This window comes from Bacillus lumedeiriae, from assembly GCF_044891285.1.
GTDB classification, from domain to species: Bacteria; Bacillota; Bacilli; order Bacillales; family Domibacillaceae; genus Pseudobacillus; species Pseudobacillus lumedeiriae.
Genome location: NZ_JAUIYO010000005.1, coordinates 39,358 through 56,188 on the forward strand (window position 1 = coordinate 39,358; position 16,831 = coordinate 56,188).

Sequence of the window (16,831 nt, forward strand, 5' to 3'; positions counted from 1 at the left end):
GAGCCTCTACTTTTGTGACTGACAACCTGACATATTGTCCGATTTGCTCACCCGGATATCTCTTTCATCCGCTTTGTCACTTCCATAAACCATTCTTTTTGATTTAAATCTACCGTTAGTCTAGCCAGGTCAAGAAGTTCTTCCGCTGTTAACTCATCATTCATCAGTGCCAGCTGATGATAACTGTATCTGTGCGCCCCAATCGGCTGCCCGTTTTTGATGACGAAGAGCACAGCCCCGTGATAACTTGCCTCCAACACAAACCCGATAACATTCCTGTTTTTAACTTTTACCCAAGCTCCTGCTTTATACAAATCAATGCCCCCATCTCCCGCCTTTGCGGGTTTTGTTTTCCCGGTCCATTCCCGCGACATGATGAGCAGCACAAACGAAAACTATGCTTTTTTATAGTATATTCAGCTATTCCTTTCAATGATAACCTTAACAATTAATTTCATTGAACTCTTTTTCGTATAGTCTATTTAAAATAAAGTTTAGGCAGTCATATCTCCCTATTAATAGAGAAAAGAACAAAAGCGCAAGCACCTTGGTCAGTCCGAGGGGGGCTGGACGCTGAAGTTAGAGATCGTACACTTATCCAAAAATTCTCTAAACAATAAAAAAGGTTGACTCGAAATCAAAGAGTCAACCACTGAAGTATCTTTCATTATCTGATATCTATATAAAAACTTAAGCAAAAGGACGCTGAAAATTCTAAACGGGTTGTTAATTAGAAATTTTCAGATTATTTTCTTCGGACGTTGATTCAGACACTTCTTCCGAAATTAATGATGATTTTTTCGAATGAATTCTTAAATAATAATATAGGTAACAAATGATCATGAATGGAATTCCACAGTAAATCGCCATTCTTTGGTCTTCAACAAATACCATGCTGACTAGGACAGTTGAGCACATGATAAAACCTACAATAGGTACGATCGGATAAAGAGGAGTACGGTACTGTAAATCCTCCACTTTTCCTCCCTCTGCAAGAAGGCGTCTGCGGAACAAGTATTGACAAACAGTGACTGAAGTCCACACGACAAGACCAGCCATTCCTGCAATAGATACTAACCATATATATACAGTATCTGCTGCTACAATGCTTGACAAAAGACATAAACAAGAAACAGCAAGAGTAACGAGTAAAGCATTTAGCGGCACACCACGCTTACTTAACTTACTAAGAGCAGGGCTTGACATTCCATCGCGGGACATCGACCACAAGATACGTGTTGAAGCGTACAGCCCGGAGTTTGCTACTGAAAGGACAGCAATCAAAATAACAAAGTTCATAAGATCCGCTGCATATGGGATACCAACACCATCAAAAATCATTACGAAAGGACTTTCGATCACACCGGCATTTTGCCATGGAATCAGACTAACGAGTACAATCATAGTTAATACGTAAAAGAACATCGTCCGCCATACTGTATTATTGATCGCTTTAGGAATCGTTTTGTGCGGCTCCGTACTTTCTCCAGCAGCGATCCCGATTAACTCGGTTCCCTGGAATGAAAAAGTAACGGCAATCATAGTAAGAAAGACAGCAGCAAAACCATTTGGAAAGAGTCCGCCGTTATTCGTGAAATTTGAAAAACCAGAGGCTGAATCAGTTCCATCAACATGAACAAATCCGAACATAGCTGCGGCGCCTATGATAAGAAATAACACGATCGCAGCAACTTTAATACTTGAAAGCAAGAATTCTGATTCCGCAAAGCTGCGGGCAGAGATAGCATTTAAAGTAAAGAGAAGTACGGCAAAGATTACACACCATATCCATATCTGCACATCAGGGAACCAACGCTGCATTAGCATACCTGATGCAGTAAACTCTACACCTATAGTAACAGACCAGTTTAACCAATACATCCATCCGATGACGAAACCGGTACTTGGTCCGATATATTTGCTCGCATATACTTGGAATGAACCGGCGACAGGCATGGCGACGGATAGTTCTCCTAAACACAGCATTACAAGATAGATAAGTAATCCGCCTACAATATACGCTAGAACAGCTCCTCCTGGTCCAGCTTGGTTAATCGTATATCCGGAACCTAAAAATAACCCGGTTCCAATCACTCCTCCTAAAGAGATCATAAATAAATGTCTGCTTGTCATGGTTCTTTTTAATTCAGTAGGAGCTTGATTTTTTTCCACGGTCATACACAGTTCTCCTTTATTCCGTTTTGTCTTTACACGGTTGATTAAATTAAAAGCTGTTTCAAGAAAAGAAAAATCATGTACGGTGATCTACACTTCGTTGCAATCGCTTCCACATTTCATTCAAATTTGTCTTTTCCCCTTGAGTCAGTCGTATGACACATCAAGTAGAGGCAAATAGATTCACTTCGTTAAGTATGACCACCTCCGCAAGACTAGTTTGAATCTTTCGAATCTATCGCTTCTTTATATAGTTATACAACACAACCATAAAAAAAAACTAGATTATTTTATTATTAAAGTAAAAAATAGACACGATATAACAATTTTCTTGTCTTTTTTATACATATTTTTACTATTTATTCAAATAAAATACAAATTTTACATATTTATTAGAATCCATGACCAATCATTCTAGTTAACATGTTACAATTTTCAATATTAGTTATCTATTTATAGTTATATTCAAACGATTCGCGGTGTCGATTATCGTCTCAAGCTGAAAAAATAAAAAAAACGGGCTGATGGAAGCCGCCCGCTTTCTTCGGTGCTTATGAACTTTATAGTCATCCTGCCCCTCGAAAGACTAACGTTTCCCATCAGCCTGATTGTATTTAAAAAGATTTTACCATATGCTTTTTTAATCTTCCTTCTCTGTTCCTATTACTTTTCCTGTTTGGGCGTCTACTTTTACTTCTTGTTCACTGCCGTCTTTCCCCTGCACTTTGACTTCATATATAACTGTTCCATCTTCATCATCTAATTCTACTTCTTTCACAGTCCCGGCCACTTTCCCCAAAGCGATTTGGATGCTTTCTTTTTCTGAGATCTTTGCTTGCTTCGCTAACATTTCCTGTTCTTGCTGATCATCATCGTCTTCTTCCTCTTTCTCAACGTTGATCACTTTTCCTGTTTGGGCATCCACTTTTACTTCTTGTTCACTGCCGTCTTTTCCCTGCACTTTGATTTCATATATAACTGTTCCATCTTCATCATCTAATTCTGCTTCTTTAACAGTCCCAGCCACTTTCCCCAAAGCGATTTGGATGCTTTCTTTTTCTGAGATCTTTGCTTGCTTCGCCAGCATGTCCTGTTCTTGCCGATCATTTAGTTCCTCTTGCTGCACAGTACCGCCTTTTACAGCAGATGCATAGACTGCACCCGTTGCCCCTCCACCGATAACAATCGCCGCTAATGCTGGAATAACAAATTTATTTATTTTTTTCTTCATTCTTCTTACCTCCTAGTTGATTGACCTTACACAAAGAATCTTATCCTAAGAATCTAAAAATGAAATGAAGTGTTCATAAAAAAATCATAAGATCATTATTAAAATTTTTTAATCTTTTATTTTATAAACTCCCCTGTTGATTTCCGCTGCAGGCACTCGCTTTCCATGGAGTCTCCCGTAAACACGCTTTGTCCACAGGAATCTCATACCTTCCGCTCCAATCAACAAAGAGGCAAAATTAATAATGATCGTTAACATAGCCATGCCTTTAAGTTTCAAAGAAAGAAAAGAAGGAATCCCAAAAAAACTTTGAGATCCCTTCTTTCTGTTAAAAGTGCAGCTATGTGATAGTATCTATCAGCTTGTTGCTTCCAGAGGAGCTCCATTTGAGTCACCGCTCCCCTTCTTCGCTTCCTCCTCTAATTTTTCCATTCGTTCAAGTTCAAGCGCTTTTGGAATAGAAATCCAGTAACATAAAATAATTGCTAACACAGCTCCAAGAAATTTACCTAGCATGACGGGGATAATAATAGTCGGCTGGAAATTAGCCGGAAAAGCAAGCTGATCGCCAATCATCCAGCCGCCGGAAATAGCATAAGCAATCGTTAACACTTTATCTTTAGCAGGCATGTCTTTAATGATTTTAAAAAGCGCCAGTGGATTCGCTGTCGCGGCAATCACTCCTGCACTGCCGATACTGCCTAAGCCGAGCATTTTACCGAAGTATTGAAGCGGCTTCGCTAAATATTTCTGAATGGCATAGACCATCGGAAAAGCACCAGCGAGCATAATTCCAATGTAACCAGCAATCTCTAATCCTCTAAATTGATCTTCTGCATCAGCAATAATCGGATCGAATCCCCAGCTCCCGAACACAGTAGAAAACACACCCGTAAAATATTCGACAATCGAACATGCCAGCACTAATTTCATCGCTGTGCTCATAAACCAGCCGATTCCCATAAACCCTTTAATCATCACATTAGGGAACATCCGTAATCCTACAGCGATAAATATTCCAACAACCGTTAGAGGGATAAGATTAATCAAGATCGTACTGATGGACATGGACAATTGATACGTCGGCTCAGCCGTTGTACTAATCGTGTCTCTAATTTTCGTGTCCGTTAGAGCAAGAATGCTCGTCGTAATGAATACACTAATCGGCACAGTAAGCACACCTGACATCATACCAAGGGCTAAATATTTATGATCACGTTTTTGGAGCATCGCGAGCGCAACGGGAATCGTAAAAATAATATGAGGCCCCATAATAATCCCATTGACTGTAGCAATAATCCAATTTTCACGATCACTGGCTAACACATCAGCAAGCTGGTAACTGCCCATGTCACTAGAAATCAATGTCGTTGCCGCCATCGCCGGATCAGCCCCAATTGCTGAAAAGATAGGACCAAATGCAAACTCAATGAACTTTGATAAATACGGAATCGATGCTAACGTAGCGGCAATCGGAATGAAGATAGGACCGATCGTATAAATCCCTTGCATAAACTCCTTTCCCATTCCTTCCTCCTCATTACGGACGGCAGCAATCGCCCCCATAATCGCAAAGGCCATAATGACATAAATCACATAAGTCCCTAAATTCTCCATAAAACCTCCCCCATTTCTCAAGCATTTACAAATAAAAAGAAAACATCCAAAAAATGCTTTTATGAATATTTGCAATATTCGTGCCATCTTTTGAAAAAGGACAAATTCTTCTCACTTTTTCTCTAAACAGCAGGCATCTCTCCTAAAAAAGATCATTGTTAACTACTTTATAGATAAAGCAAACAAAGGAATAACATTTCCAAAGTGAAATGTTATTCCTTTGTTGAAATATGAAAAGATGAAGTTTGTCCCGGGCCTTTATGAAGAGAGTTAGACTTATGCACATTGTACTAATTCATGAAAAAATGAATAGACAAACTTTATTTGTTAAAAGAAGAATCTGTTGAGGGCAGCCAAATGAAAGGTTTTTATTTTACTCCATCTCTTTTGAAAGACGATACTATTTTAGACAACGTCAATCCCATCTTAAAAAAGCTGAATTTGATCTAAAATGGATGTTATAACCATTCTGACACACTAGAACCGCGTTCTTGAATGTGTATTCGATTGCGGGCGCTAACGTATATATTGATTTACAAGTTAGATTACCTTAAAATAAAGTAAAGATTCCCTTTTCAGGGGAGTGAATCCTTCCAACTTTAACAAGAGGGAAAGGTATTCGATGAAAGGCATTGTCAAAGCAGCTTTCCCTACGGGGTACGCTGGTGACAATGCCTTTTTCTTTGGCTAAATGTTGATAGGTATGGATCCTATATAAAGAACCTTGATTCCTATGTAAAAAAATTCAGTTGTTTCGTGTTTTTGAACAGCTTCATCTAACGTATCTAACACATGTAAAATCACTCAGTAAAAGAAGCAATGATTGGGATGCAGTCCGTCCTTTAACAACTACTAAATCAAAAAAAGAGCAAAACTTGTCAAATAAAGTGAATTTATGGGCTATAAATATTTATTTGAATGATTTGAAAAACGGTACATTCGATAAACTAGGAGGAACTATAAGATGGAGTTTGATACAAGTACGGCCCCTCTAGTCACCATTAAAGTAATCGGTGTTGGGGGCGGCGGAAACAATGTCATTAACCGTATGATCGAGCACAAAGTTCAAGGTGTAGAATTTATTGCTGTTAATACAGATGCGCAATCTCTTAATTTATCAAAAGCAGAGCTGACGATACAAATCGGCACAATATTGACAAGAGGTTTAGGAGCGGGCGCAAATCCAGAGGTAGGCAAAGAAGCAGTTAAAGAAAGCAAAAAGCAACTCCAAAAGGCATTACAAGATACGGATATGCTGTTCATTACAGCTGGAATGGGCGGGGGTACAGGAACAGGAGCAGCTCCTGCTATTGCTCAAATTGCCCGTGAGCTTGGTATACTCACCATTGGTGTTGTAACAAGTCCGTTTACGTTTGAAGGCCGTAAGCGTGCAACACAAGCAACAGACGGAATTGCCTCACTGAAGAAAGCAGTGGATACATTAATTGTTATTCCAAACGATCGCCTATTAGAGATTATAGATAAAAACACACCATTACTTGAGTCGTTCCGTGAAGCGGACAACGTCCTTCACCAAGGTATTCAAGGTATTTCTGATTTAATTACCGTGCCAGGTTTAATCAACGTTGATTTTGCTGATGTGAAAACGATCATGTCTAATAAAGGCTCTGCCTTAATTGGCATTGGCAAAGCAGCAGGTAAAGACCGCGCTGTGAAAGCTGCCAAAAAAGCCATTGCCAGCCCATTGCTTAATACTTCCATCAATGGGGCGCAAGGTGTGCTAATGAAACTCACAGGCGGTCCCAATTTAAGTCTGCACGAAGTACAAGAAGCAGCAAATATTATTGCTTCCGCTTCAAATCACGATTTAAACATGATTTTCGGTTCTGTCATTAACGAAAACTTAAAAGATGATGTTATGGTAACGATCGTTGCTGCTGGCTTCAATTGTTGATTTATCAAATAAAAAAAGAGCTTATTTTTGACATAAAGTTTAATCAAAAATAAGCTCTAAACATATTTATTCGAATTTCTTTAGATAAGCTGTTAATCAGCCGCTCATAATCTTCTATTATATAACCCCACATCATAGGAACTGTTAAGTTATTCAAATCGATTTAGGAGTGTCACTCCCATAATCTTTCCCTTTAAAAATCATTTGATCGAGCGCATAGATCTTACTTCCTGTGATGGTAATAGATACTGCCATAGCGAAAAGTGCTAGGTCTAATTCATATCCCGCACCTTGCCCATTGCCAAGGAAGCCGGCAGCTAATTTTACTTTGAAGATCGCTCCAATCATTAATAAAGCGAAAAGAGCGGATACGATTCTAGTGCCTAAACCAACAATTAAGGCGATTCCGCCGACTGCTTCTAATAAGGCTACACCATAAGCCAAAAATCCTGGCAGCCCAATGCTTCCAAACCACCCGGCAATATTTTCAATGCCGCCTTGAAATTTTACCAGCCCATGAACAAAGAAAGTGATACCTAACACGACACGCAGAATGAACGTGCCCCATTCAGATTTGTTAATCATTTTTCCACTCCTCCAAATTGCCATACACTGTGGCTTAAATTCCCGTACCGATAGCTCCGGTGGATAAGTGCCGCTGTTGGCTGATTATGTGCTGCACCCATCGCGTAAAAAATAGGGATAAAGTGCTCGTTTCCATATGGCGGAACAGCCAAGCTCGCTGCAGGAGCTAAAGTATTGTAATTGAAAAGGGCTTCCAAATCCCAGCTTTTCAAATGTTTTTCTAGCCACCGATCAAATTCAAGTGCCCAATCATCGACTTCTCCATCGTCTGTCACCATCCTTAAGGCACCCAAATTATGCACGGTTCCCCCGCTGCCAATCATTAAAATATCTTTCTCTCTTAATGCTGCTAACGACTTTCCAACTTTGTACTGTTCCTCTGGCGTCAGGCGGGGATTAACAGACATAGCAATCACTGGAACATCTGCATTCGGATAAAGCATTTTAAGAACGATCCATGCTCCATGATCTAATCCGCGGCTTGTTTCTACTTCATACGTTATTCCGTGCTTAGTGAATAATTCTTCGATTTCCTTCGTTATTTCCTTTTGACCTTTTGCCGGATATTGAATACGATACAGAGCTTCAGGAAAACCGCCAAAGTCATAAATGGTTTTATATTCATCAACTTCACTTACCTTTTGAACGGCTGACTCCCAGTGAGCTGAAAATAAGACAACCGCTTTCGGACTCGGCCATTCCTTCCCTAATTGATTCAGAAACCTTGTGTACATATTCTCTTCAATCGCTAGCAGCGGCGCTCCATGAGCAATAAAAAAAGCTGGCATCATATGAATGTGTCTCCCTTCATTTTTCCTGTTCATATTTTTAATACATAAATCATTCATTCTTAATCAAAACTAGCTTTTGCTGTGTCATTTGTTTTGTTTGCATTCTAACATCTTTGAAAAAACCCTTTTTGTTTCTTAATATGAATCTTTGTTGTTTATAAGGTAACAAAATTACCGATAGATTGTCAACGTTTTTTTTGCTAATATGTAATTAAGTTTCTTATTAGAAAACACTAGAGGTGAAATACTATGGATATTGGTTCGACGATTCGATCGATCAGAAATAGAAAAAAAATCACAATTGCACAGATGAGTGAAGGAACCGGACTTTCCAAAGGCTTTATTAGCAATATGGAAAATAACAATACGTCACCGTCTATTAATACGTTACAAACAGTCTCTCACTTTCTTGGTGTGCCTTTGCCCTATCTTCTTTTAGAAAAAGATCAACGCATGCATGTCGTTAGAAAGCATGAGCGGCAATATACGACTCACAAGAAAGAAAATATTAAAGTCGAACATTTAATATCAAGAGATGGATTGACATTACAACATGTTGAGTTTCCTCCAGGGACTTCAACAGGAGAGCAGCCTCACACTCACAAAGGGATCGAGTGTCATTTAGTATTACAAGGGAAGATTCTTGCAGAACAAGGAGAGGATTCCGTCATTTTAGAAGAAGGAGATTCATTTAGCTGGAATGCGTGTGCCCCGCATTTAGTGAAAAATATTGGGGATGAACCGGCAATCGTGTTAATCGCCATTTATACAGATACCGAACTTGATGAGATGTAGAGCCCGAAAGCAAAAAAATAAAGTGCCTGCCCCCGCATCACCAATGTATGGATAACGGGGCCGACACTTTTGAACGAACAATACCTATTTTATCATCCTATTTTATAGATACCGCCAAATAATTCGAATACATCGCTGCTTTGGCTGCCAGAAAAACTCACCTGGAACGGCTTTTCTCCCCGTTTCTTTAGAATATTTGAAACCATTCCATCTCCAATCGGACTGCTAAATAGCAGATTGCCTCCTCGAAGCTCTAACATTTGGCATTGTGCCCCCAGTGATTCGTCAATAAACATTTCCCCGGCTGTTAAACCGAATAAACTCGACCACTTCTGCACTGTTTTTTCCAACTCATGAACAGCAAAGGCAACATGTGAAAAAACAGCTCCAGAAGGGTGAGGTTGAATCATGTTCCGACCGATTAACTCTTTTCTTCTCTCCTTGTCGCTCTCTTTCCATTGAATAATAAATGGCAGTTCCAGCCCGCCTTCAGGATCTCCTACGTATAAAAGCTGCCACTCAATCACCGTTCCATCAGGTCTTTTCCGGCTAAAAGGCTCTGGCCCATTCACTATCCATCCTTTGTCGCGAAAGTGTTGAGCGGCTCCTTCAATATCTGTCGTACGAACCGCAATCCGGGAAAACCCTTCAACGAACTGATCATTTACGACTGTCGCTAGAAAGCTATGCTGCGGGTGTTTCGTCTTCTTTACTAACTCTCTATCATATGTACTTAGTAATTCAATATAACTTAAATCAAAATAGCTTAACCCATTATACGTACCACGATTTTCATGCCTTCCTCCTTCAACCGCATATATTCCTTTCTCCTTTAAAATTGCCATCGCTTCATCTGGCTTCTCGACAAAATGGACTAAATGATCAAATGTAAAATTCATGTTTTCTCCTCCGTTTCACTTTCATTTTTATTTTTTTCGAATCAGTTAATTAACATAGTAGCAGACTTTGGAAGAGAGTGAATCTTTTCTAAACAAGTACTGACATTGTGAAATGGATTTTAACGAGGAGTTGTTGGACAATTCCTAACTAGCCATCCTGGGTTTTAAAGTAAGTTTTTAACACGTATAATGATAGAGAGATGATTAGTTTAAAACTATGACATATTTAACGAAGACACCTTAGACAAAGTCTATTTTAGACACTCCCAGGCTGATGCAATAGAAATGATTAAGGAAGTGGCAATTGTGTCAAAAAAATTATTTATTACAACTGATACACAGAGAGATTGGCTTCAAAAACTAGAAAAATATGAGGATACTTTTAAAAGTTATTCAAAAGAAGTGGATGAAACAGCTGCGTTTCCAAAAGCAAATATCCAAGCACTTGTTGATATAGGCTATACGAGGCTGACATTGCCAAAAGAATACGGCGGCGATGGCATTCGTGTAACAGATATGATTCTTTTCCAAGAAACGATTGCCAGCTTCGACAGCGCTACTGGTTTATCCATCGGCTGGCATCAAGGAGTCGTTGGTGAGTTGTATGAGAAGATTATTTGGAAAGAAGACAAACTGCGTACGTTCGCCAATGAAATCTTAAACGGCGCTTTAGTGAACAGAGCTGCCAGTGAAGCGCAAACCGGCAGCCCGACCCGCGGCGGCCGTCCGGGAACAAGCGCAGTAAAACGAGGAAACAAATGGATCATTTCCGGTCAAAAAAACTTTACAACGATGTCACCCGTGTTAACCCACTTTCTTGTATCTGCATGGGTGGAAGAGAAGCAAGGTATTGGATTCTTCCTAGTTAACCGTAATTCTAGTGGTCTATCTATTAAAGAAACATGGGATGTGATCGCCATGAGAGGAACAGAAAGCCACGATCTCGTGCTCGACCGTGTGGAAGTCACTGAAGAAAACTTTGTAGAATTTAGTTTCGGACCGAGAAGCAGCAATATAAATGGCTGGATTCTACATATTCCAGCTTGCTACTTAGGCATTGCTCAGGCAGCCCGTGATTATGCAGTGAAATTTGCCATCGAGCATTCCCCAAACAGTATCCATGGATCCATTAGTCAGCTGCCCAACGTCCAACGCTTAATTGGTCAAATGGACTTAGAATTAATGAAGGCAAGACACTTTCTATACAGTACAGCAGCTGCTTATGATGATCTTTCACGCCGTCCATACATAACAAATGAACTGGCTGCAGCCAAGTATATCGTCACGAATTCAGCCATTACGATCGTTGATCAGGCCATGAGAATCGTTGGCGCCAAAAGCCTGCAAATGTCTAATCCACTGCAAAGATACTATCGCGATGTAAGAGCAGGTCTTCATAATCCGCCAATGGACGATATGACCATCTCTAAGTTGGCTCAAACAGCCATTAACGAAGCTGAGAATCAATAATCAAATGACAACGGTAAAGTTTTTATTATCTTGTCAATTTTCTTTTACTTTTTTCCTATTTCACATATGAATGACAAGCTTCGTTGAATTAATTTTTTCTGTTGAAGACATACTTTTCAAGGCATTCACAACCGATCCATTAATGAACAAAGAAAACTCATTAATCATGGCATGAAAATTGCAAAAATAAGGAGGAAGCTCCGTCAATGAGCATTTACAGCTCATTTTGCCTCTTTTGTTATTTACACACGAACATCCGACAAGTTGTGTGTAAGTTATGCCTCTAAGGGGAAGGAGCCGTTCCAAACCCAAATTGTCAGACCATTATAGGACGGCCTCTTCCCTCTTACTATTGAGATTCCATTTAAAAGGAGAATAAAATCATTAATTCAGCTGCCATTAACAACTATTTTTTTGTTAATGGTAAAATATTCACTGAGAATCAAGCAAGGCTGAAGAAGCATAAAAACATGACATTCAGTTAGTCATATACGCAATTAGGGTGCAATTCATCATTCCCCTCCCCACTGTCTGCTCTCTGATTACATAGAAGCACTCAAACGTGCTGAACCGCTTTCTCCGAGCTTATTTAACACCCCTCTGCTTCTTCTGGTGCAGAGAATCTACTCTCTCCTCTTCATAGCCCGCTAACATGAACAGAAGCATCATTAACAAATATACTAGTTTGTCAATCATTTTTTCTATCTAAAGTAAAAATTGAAATCACCTTTACCGTCATTTATAATAGTAGAAAGTAGACTAGTGGTTTTTCAACCAAGATTACAACGATCAACAAAAAGCCATCCCTATTCCTTACAGCATCAGACTGTGAACAGGGTTCTTTTTTTGTATAAATAACTTTATAGACTCTACTCGTCGCCGCTGGAACTTTTAAGATTTGTATAACTAATAAACCGCTGTACAATAATATACCGTAAATGGGAGATAAACATGCTAACAAATCATTTAGATTTCAGATTAGAGCCAAGATTAAAAGAATTGTATGCGCTTCATAAAGAAAGATCAGAAAAAGTAGATTGGAGCTACCATGAATTCTTGCCATGGGATCAAGCGAAAGACTTTCGAAGAGTCCCTTGGGATGAAAGCCAGGTTACGCTGCCGAAGGGGTTAATTACTGCTGTTGAAACAGCCTTGTTAACAGAAGTCAATTTACCGTGGTTTACTTCTCATTTGGAGCAAACATTTAAAGGCTCCTTATCTATCGTTCGTGACTTTGTTCACACGTGGACAGCAGAGGAAGATCAGCATTCTAACTTGCTTGAAGATTATCTATTGATCACAAGAAATGTCGATCCGAAACGCTTACACGTTCTTCATAAACAAACGGTAGAAATGGGCTGGAGTCCGGATTTCGATACACCTTTCGAAACGATGGTCTATACTTCACTGCAAGAATTAGCCACAATGGTGTTTTACAATAACGTCGCTAAGAATGCTAGAGTACATGATGAAAATTTAACTGCCCTTTTAAAAAGACTGGCAAAAGACGAGACGTTACATTATGCCTTTTATCGGGACGTCATCAAGTATCATTTAGAATTAGAGCCAAACTATTGTTACTATTTAGGAAAAGTCATTATGAACTTCCAAATGCCTGGGGCTGTTATGCCTGACTTTGAAGATAGAATGTCCATTATTGCCAAAGAGGCAAATTATGGTCCATTAGAATATTTTGATCAAGTATTAGATGTCATCGTTGAGTATTGGGAACTTGAAAAATTACGGCCGATCGCACCTGAAGCAGAAAAAGCACGCTTGGAAATCCTCCGATATCATCAAAAAATGAAACGAATCAGAGACCGATTTTATAAAAAACTCCATGCAGGCGAGTGATTATTTATAAATGAAAGAAAGCGTTTGTTCATTGCAGATGCCTTCAAGCTGCTTGAAAACATTTTCCTTTCGAGGCGTGAAGCCCTGACAAGCAACCAAGAAAGCGAGCGTTTGTCAACAGCCTGAAGCGAATAGTGTCAAAAGCAACCCTTGCCTTTGACACTATTCGCTTATCTTTTTGCCATTCCACTTAAGTTTGGGGATTCTGTTGAGATTTGTTGAGAAGTTTATCATACTTTTTGCAGGAAAATACACTCTCTTTGCTAAATAGTTTTTAAAGAGAGAAATACACATCCCCCAACAAATAAGTGGAAAGGTGGCCGTTATGTATGAGCTCAGATTTATCTTTACAACAAATCGCCGAAAGCGTAACCAAATCCGTATTAAATGCCTCCGATAAAGATTTAGAAGGTTTCCAAAAAATCATGGAAGAAACGGTTAAAGTGAGAGAAGGACATAGAAATTTACAAAGATTAATTAAAAGTTTTTCCACCTCTACAATCCAGCGCTCCTAAACTGCGACAGCTGTTGAACATTCAACGGCTTTTTCTTTTCTAAAAATTCATCCTAGATTGCCCGCCGTCTACATTGATACTTGCCCCTACAATCCAAGAAGCTTTCTCTGAAGCTAGAAAAGCAGCCACATTCGCTATTTCCTCCGGCGTACCGAAACGCCCTGCCGGAATTTCGTTAGCAATAAACGCTTGAATCCCCTCAGGATTCTCTTCCAGACGCTTCTTCCAATTTCCTGTTTCATGCAGGATGCTTCCTGGCGCAATGCTGTTCACTCGAATGCCAGAGGAAATCACTTCATCTGCCAATGACTTCGTGAAACTGATGAGAGCCGCTTTTGCATTATTATATGTCACCTTGCCGCCGCTCTCTCTTCCGAATATAGAGGAAATATTAATAATGGCTCCTGTTCCGGCTGTTTTCATCCTTTCAACCGCTAACTTGCTTAGATGAACAGCGGAAAAATAATTCAGTTCCAGCGCCTCATAAAACAAACTCATCTCCGTTTCCACCGCTTTGCCGCCATTACTGCCGCCTGCATTATTAATCAGAACATCCATCGTTCCTTTTTGCTCGATAAAAGATTGGATCAGCTTCTCCCGCTCATCCTCATTTGAAATATCCGCTTGAAAAATAGATACGTTCCCATTAAGTTCCTCTTTCGTCTTCGTTAATGCTTCTATCCTGCGTGCCGCAATCGACACATTCGCTCCCTCCGCGACAAACACTTTAGCAATGGCCTTCCCTATCCCCATCGATCCGCCAGTAATTAATACATTCTTTCCTTGTAATTGTAAATCCATGAAAAACACCCCTATTCATTCGATTGACCTTGAACAGATCATACCAAAAATTAAAAAAATCCCCAATGAATTCATTCGGAATTTCACAAAACGATTATTTTTATGGCCCTGTTAAAGGTAATTATTGATTTTTGATACCTGTTCAAAGTCTTGATATAATCAACATAAGAACACGTATTCGGTGAGATTATCTTGTTAAAGTATAGCGATAATTATCTTGCTTGATTTATATTTGTTGATAGTCGTGGTAACGAAAGATAACAAAGAAGGAAATTCAAAAAACACGAACGATTGTTTCGTAATATTTCTTCTGAAATAAAAAATCATAGAAATGTTGATTATGGAGGTATTGTAGATGTATGTAACGATCTCAGACTTTATCAGAGAATGGAATGGGGAGGCAGCGCTGACTCAAAAGGTTTTGGAAGGTTTAACTGATGATTCATTGAAACAAGAAGTTTACCCAGAAGGGCGTACTTTGGGAAGAATTGTTTGGCATTTCACAACAAATATTCCAGAATATTTAGCTCATTTCGGGTTGAAAGTAGATAAAGTAGAAAATGCAGAAAATGTCCCTGACTCGGCTAGAGAAATTGCTGAAACCTTTAAACATATAAGTTCTTCTGCAATCAAAGTCATTGAAGAACAATGGACAGACGAATCTTTGAAGAAAGTGCAGACTGCATTTGGCAGGGAAGAAACAAATGCTCAAATTTTAATGGGACTAGTCAAGCACATTGTTCATCATCGTGGACAAGTTACCATTCTTATGCGTCAAGCAGGAATAAAACCTTTTGGGGTTTATGGACCACCAAAAGAAGATTGGATTCACTTAGGCGTGGAAACCCCACCACTTTAACGAACAAGTTTGTTAGTAATAGAAATGGGAAACCCCATATCTATTGGGTTTCCCTTAACTTTTGACCAATTATCAACATTGTAATTTAACAGAGCCATTTTTATAAATATCAGTTTCATACATTTAAATCGGTTTCTTTCAATAATTCATCAAGAATGACAAACTGGCTCTTTTTTGTTGTCTCATTTAATTCTAGATCCTCTTGTTCATATTTTTTAGCGAACAGGACTAAACACTGTTCGCTAAAAGAAGCTTCTTTACTTATTGTGATTGAATGCTTTTGGACATATTGAATAACCGATTAGCATATTGAAAATACTCTTTTGCTTCCCGCGAACTATAGTATGGATCCACATTTGCATAAGGGTGTTCATGGGGCAGCTCGAAATAGTAATAATAATCGCCGGATTGTTTCACAAATACGGACCATGGATTGTCATAGATTGACTTTTTACTCTTATGTACTTGATCGATTCCCCCAACCCAGAACGAATTATTTAGAAACGTTTGATCATTATAATAAAAGCTTGTGTAATAAATGCCGCCTTCTATTGTTGTATTATAAGTTAATTTATCCTTCATATAGTTAGGAAGCGGGAGAATAAAGTTGAATCTTTTATTATAAAAGTTAAAAGTTTTATAGCGATCGTTTAATGCACGTGCCAAGAATACAGAAAATTGCCCTCTCGTAAGAGTTTTAGATGGCTCGAATTTTCCTTCTGAGTAACCCAGTGTGATATTATTATCTGCTAGTGCAGAAACATATGGGTGAGCCCAATGGCTGGAAGGAACATCTGCAAACTTATTTTGGCCGGTAGGTTTCAGCTTAAAGCCAATAGCAATCATACGGGCCATAAGCTCACGTGTAATCGGTTGATTCGGATTCAAATAAGTGACTTTTGGGAAAATCCCTTCATCTACGATGGCAGCCGCATATTTATAGTTAGCGTTCGATTTTGACAAATCTTTAAACCCAGGATCAGGTCGATTCTTCAGATCAAGTTTTAATGCTTGAGCCATTAAAATCATGGCTTGCAATCTCGTAACCTGTGCTTGAGGGCGAAACGTTCGATCCGGGAATCCGCTAATCACTTTTTTATCAGTTAAAAAGGTGATTTCATCGACCGCCCAGTGCTCTCTGGAAACATCTTCAAATGCTGCCGAAGCCACTATTGTACTACTAATAAACAGACAAAAAACTAATAGTCCACTAAGGTATTTCTTCACATTATTACTCCTTTCAGTACTAATGACCTAATACTTTAGATTATAACATCAATAAAAAGTAAATAAAGTTAAATAGTGGGCTCAATCCAGATTATAA

14 protein-coding genes and 1 pseudogene are annotated in these 16,831 nt (G+C 39.1%); 6 read left to right on the forward strand and 9 right to left on the reverse strand.

The window, feature by feature from the left end; genetic code table 11:
- Positions 1-47 precede the first annotated feature (47 nt).
- The 4 genes from QYG89_RS08835 to eutH form a co-directional block, all read right to left on the reverse strand.
- Entirely contained in the window at positions 48-314 is a 267-nt protein-coding gene (locus tag QYG89_RS08835; RefSeq protein WP_404316629.1) for a hypothetical protein, read from the reverse strand.
- 412 nt (positions 315-726) lie between these two features.
- A complete protein-coding gene (locus QYG89_RS08840) occupies positions 727-2,178 on the reverse strand; it encodes an amino acid permease (protein WP_404316630.1) in 1,452 nt (483 codons plus the stop codon).
- A 637-nt stretch (positions 2,179-2,815) separates the two neighbouring features.
- Complete coding sequence (locus tag QYG89_RS08845; RefSeq protein WP_404316631.1) at positions 2,816-3,406, reverse strand: PepSY domain-containing protein; 591 nt, start codon at positions 3,404-3,406, stop codon at positions 2,816-2,818.
- Positions 3,407-3,763: 357 nt separating this feature from the next.
- Entirely contained in the window at positions 3,764-5,023 is a 1,260-nt protein-coding gene (gene eutH, locus QYG89_RS08850) for an ethanolamine utilization protein EutH (RefSeq protein ID WP_404316632.1), read from the reverse strand.
- Positions 5,024-5,987: 964 nt separating this feature from the next.
- On the opposite strand from eutH, the pseudogene ftsZ reads away from it, so the two are divergent.
- Positions 5,988-6,929: pseudogene (ftsZ, locus tag QYG89_RS08855) on the forward strand (cell division protein FtsZ); the annotation flags it as partial.
- Between the two features lie 162 nt (positions 6,930-7,091).
- Here ftsZ and QYG89_RS08860 read toward each other — a convergent pair.
- On the reverse strand, positions 7,092-7,523 hold the full coding sequence (locus QYG89_RS08860; protein ID WP_404316633.1) for a DoxX family protein: 432 nt from the start codon (positions 7,521-7,523) through the stop codon (positions 7,092-7,094).
- Positions 7,520-8,314: a DODA-type extradiol aromatic ring-opening family dioxygenase gene (locus QYG89_RS08865; RefSeq protein ID WP_404316634.1), complete on the reverse strand. Its 795-nt coding sequence runs from the start codon at positions 8,312-8,314 to the stop codon at positions 7,520-7,522. The genes QYG89_RS08860 and QYG89_RS08865 overlap by 4 nt, the downstream gene beginning before the upstream one ends.
- 249 nt (positions 8,315-8,563) lie before the next feature.
- On the opposite strand from QYG89_RS08865, the gene QYG89_RS08870 reads away from it, so the two are divergent.
- The gene (locus tag QYG89_RS08870; protein WP_404316635.1) at positions 8,564-9,109 is read left to right on the forward strand and encodes a helix-turn-helix domain-containing protein; all 546 of its coding nucleotides are present in this window, start codon (positions 8,564-8,566) and stop codon (positions 9,107-9,109) included.
- A 92-nt stretch (positions 9,110-9,201) separates the two neighbouring features.
- Here the strand turns inward: QYG89_RS08870 and QYG89_RS08875 are convergent, their stop codons facing one another.
- On the reverse strand, positions 9,202-10,008 hold the full coding sequence (locus tag QYG89_RS08875; RefSeq protein WP_404316637.1) for a VOC family protein: 807 nt from the start codon (positions 10,006-10,008) through the stop codon (positions 9,202-9,204).
- 306 nt (positions 10,009-10,314) lie between these two features.
- Here QYG89_RS08875 and QYG89_RS08880 point away from each other — a divergent pair, with 306 nt between their 5' ends.
- From QYG89_RS08880 to QYG89_RS08890, 3 genes are all read left to right on the forward strand, one after another.
- Positions 10,315-11,478, forward strand: coding sequence for an acyl-CoA dehydrogenase family protein (locus tag QYG89_RS08880; protein ID WP_404316638.1), 1,164 nt, complete (start codon positions 10,315-10,317; stop codon positions 11,476-11,478).
- Between the two features lie 951 nt (positions 11,479-12,429).
- Positions 12,430-13,332 (forward strand): acyl-ACP desaturase, encoded by a 903-nt coding sequence (locus QYG89_RS08885; protein WP_404316639.1) that lies wholly within the window; start codon positions 12,430-12,432, stop codon positions 13,330-13,332.
- A gap of 329 nt (positions 13,333-13,661) precedes the next feature.
- Positions 13,662-13,847: a hypothetical protein gene (locus QYG89_RS08890; RefSeq protein WP_404316640.1), complete on the forward strand. Its 186-nt coding sequence runs from the start codon at positions 13,662-13,664 to the stop codon at positions 13,845-13,847.
- A 39-nt stretch (positions 13,848-13,886) separates the two neighbouring features.
- Here the strand turns inward: QYG89_RS08890 and QYG89_RS08895 are convergent, their stop codons facing one another.
- The gene (locus QYG89_RS08895) at positions 13,887-14,648 is read right to left on the reverse strand and encodes an SDR family NAD(P)-dependent oxidoreductase (protein ID WP_404316641.1); all 762 of its coding nucleotides are present in this window, start codon (positions 14,646-14,648) and stop codon (positions 13,887-13,889) included.
- A 355-nt stretch (positions 14,649-15,003) separates the two neighbouring features.
- Here QYG89_RS08895 and QYG89_RS08900 point away from each other — a divergent pair, with 355 nt between their 5' ends.
- Complete coding sequence (locus tag QYG89_RS08900; protein WP_404316642.1) at positions 15,004-15,507, forward strand: DinB family protein; 504 nt, start codon at positions 15,004-15,006, stop codon at positions 15,505-15,507.
- 261 nt (positions 15,508-15,768) lie between these two features.
- On the opposite strand, the gene QYG89_RS08905 is transcribed toward QYG89_RS08900, so the two are convergent.
- The gene (locus tag QYG89_RS08905; protein ID WP_404316643.1) at positions 15,769-16,734 is read right to left on the reverse strand and encodes an S-layer homology domain-containing protein; all 966 of its coding nucleotides are present in this window, start codon (positions 16,732-16,734) and stop codon (positions 15,769-15,771) included.
- Positions 16,735-16,831 lie beyond the last annotated feature (97 nt).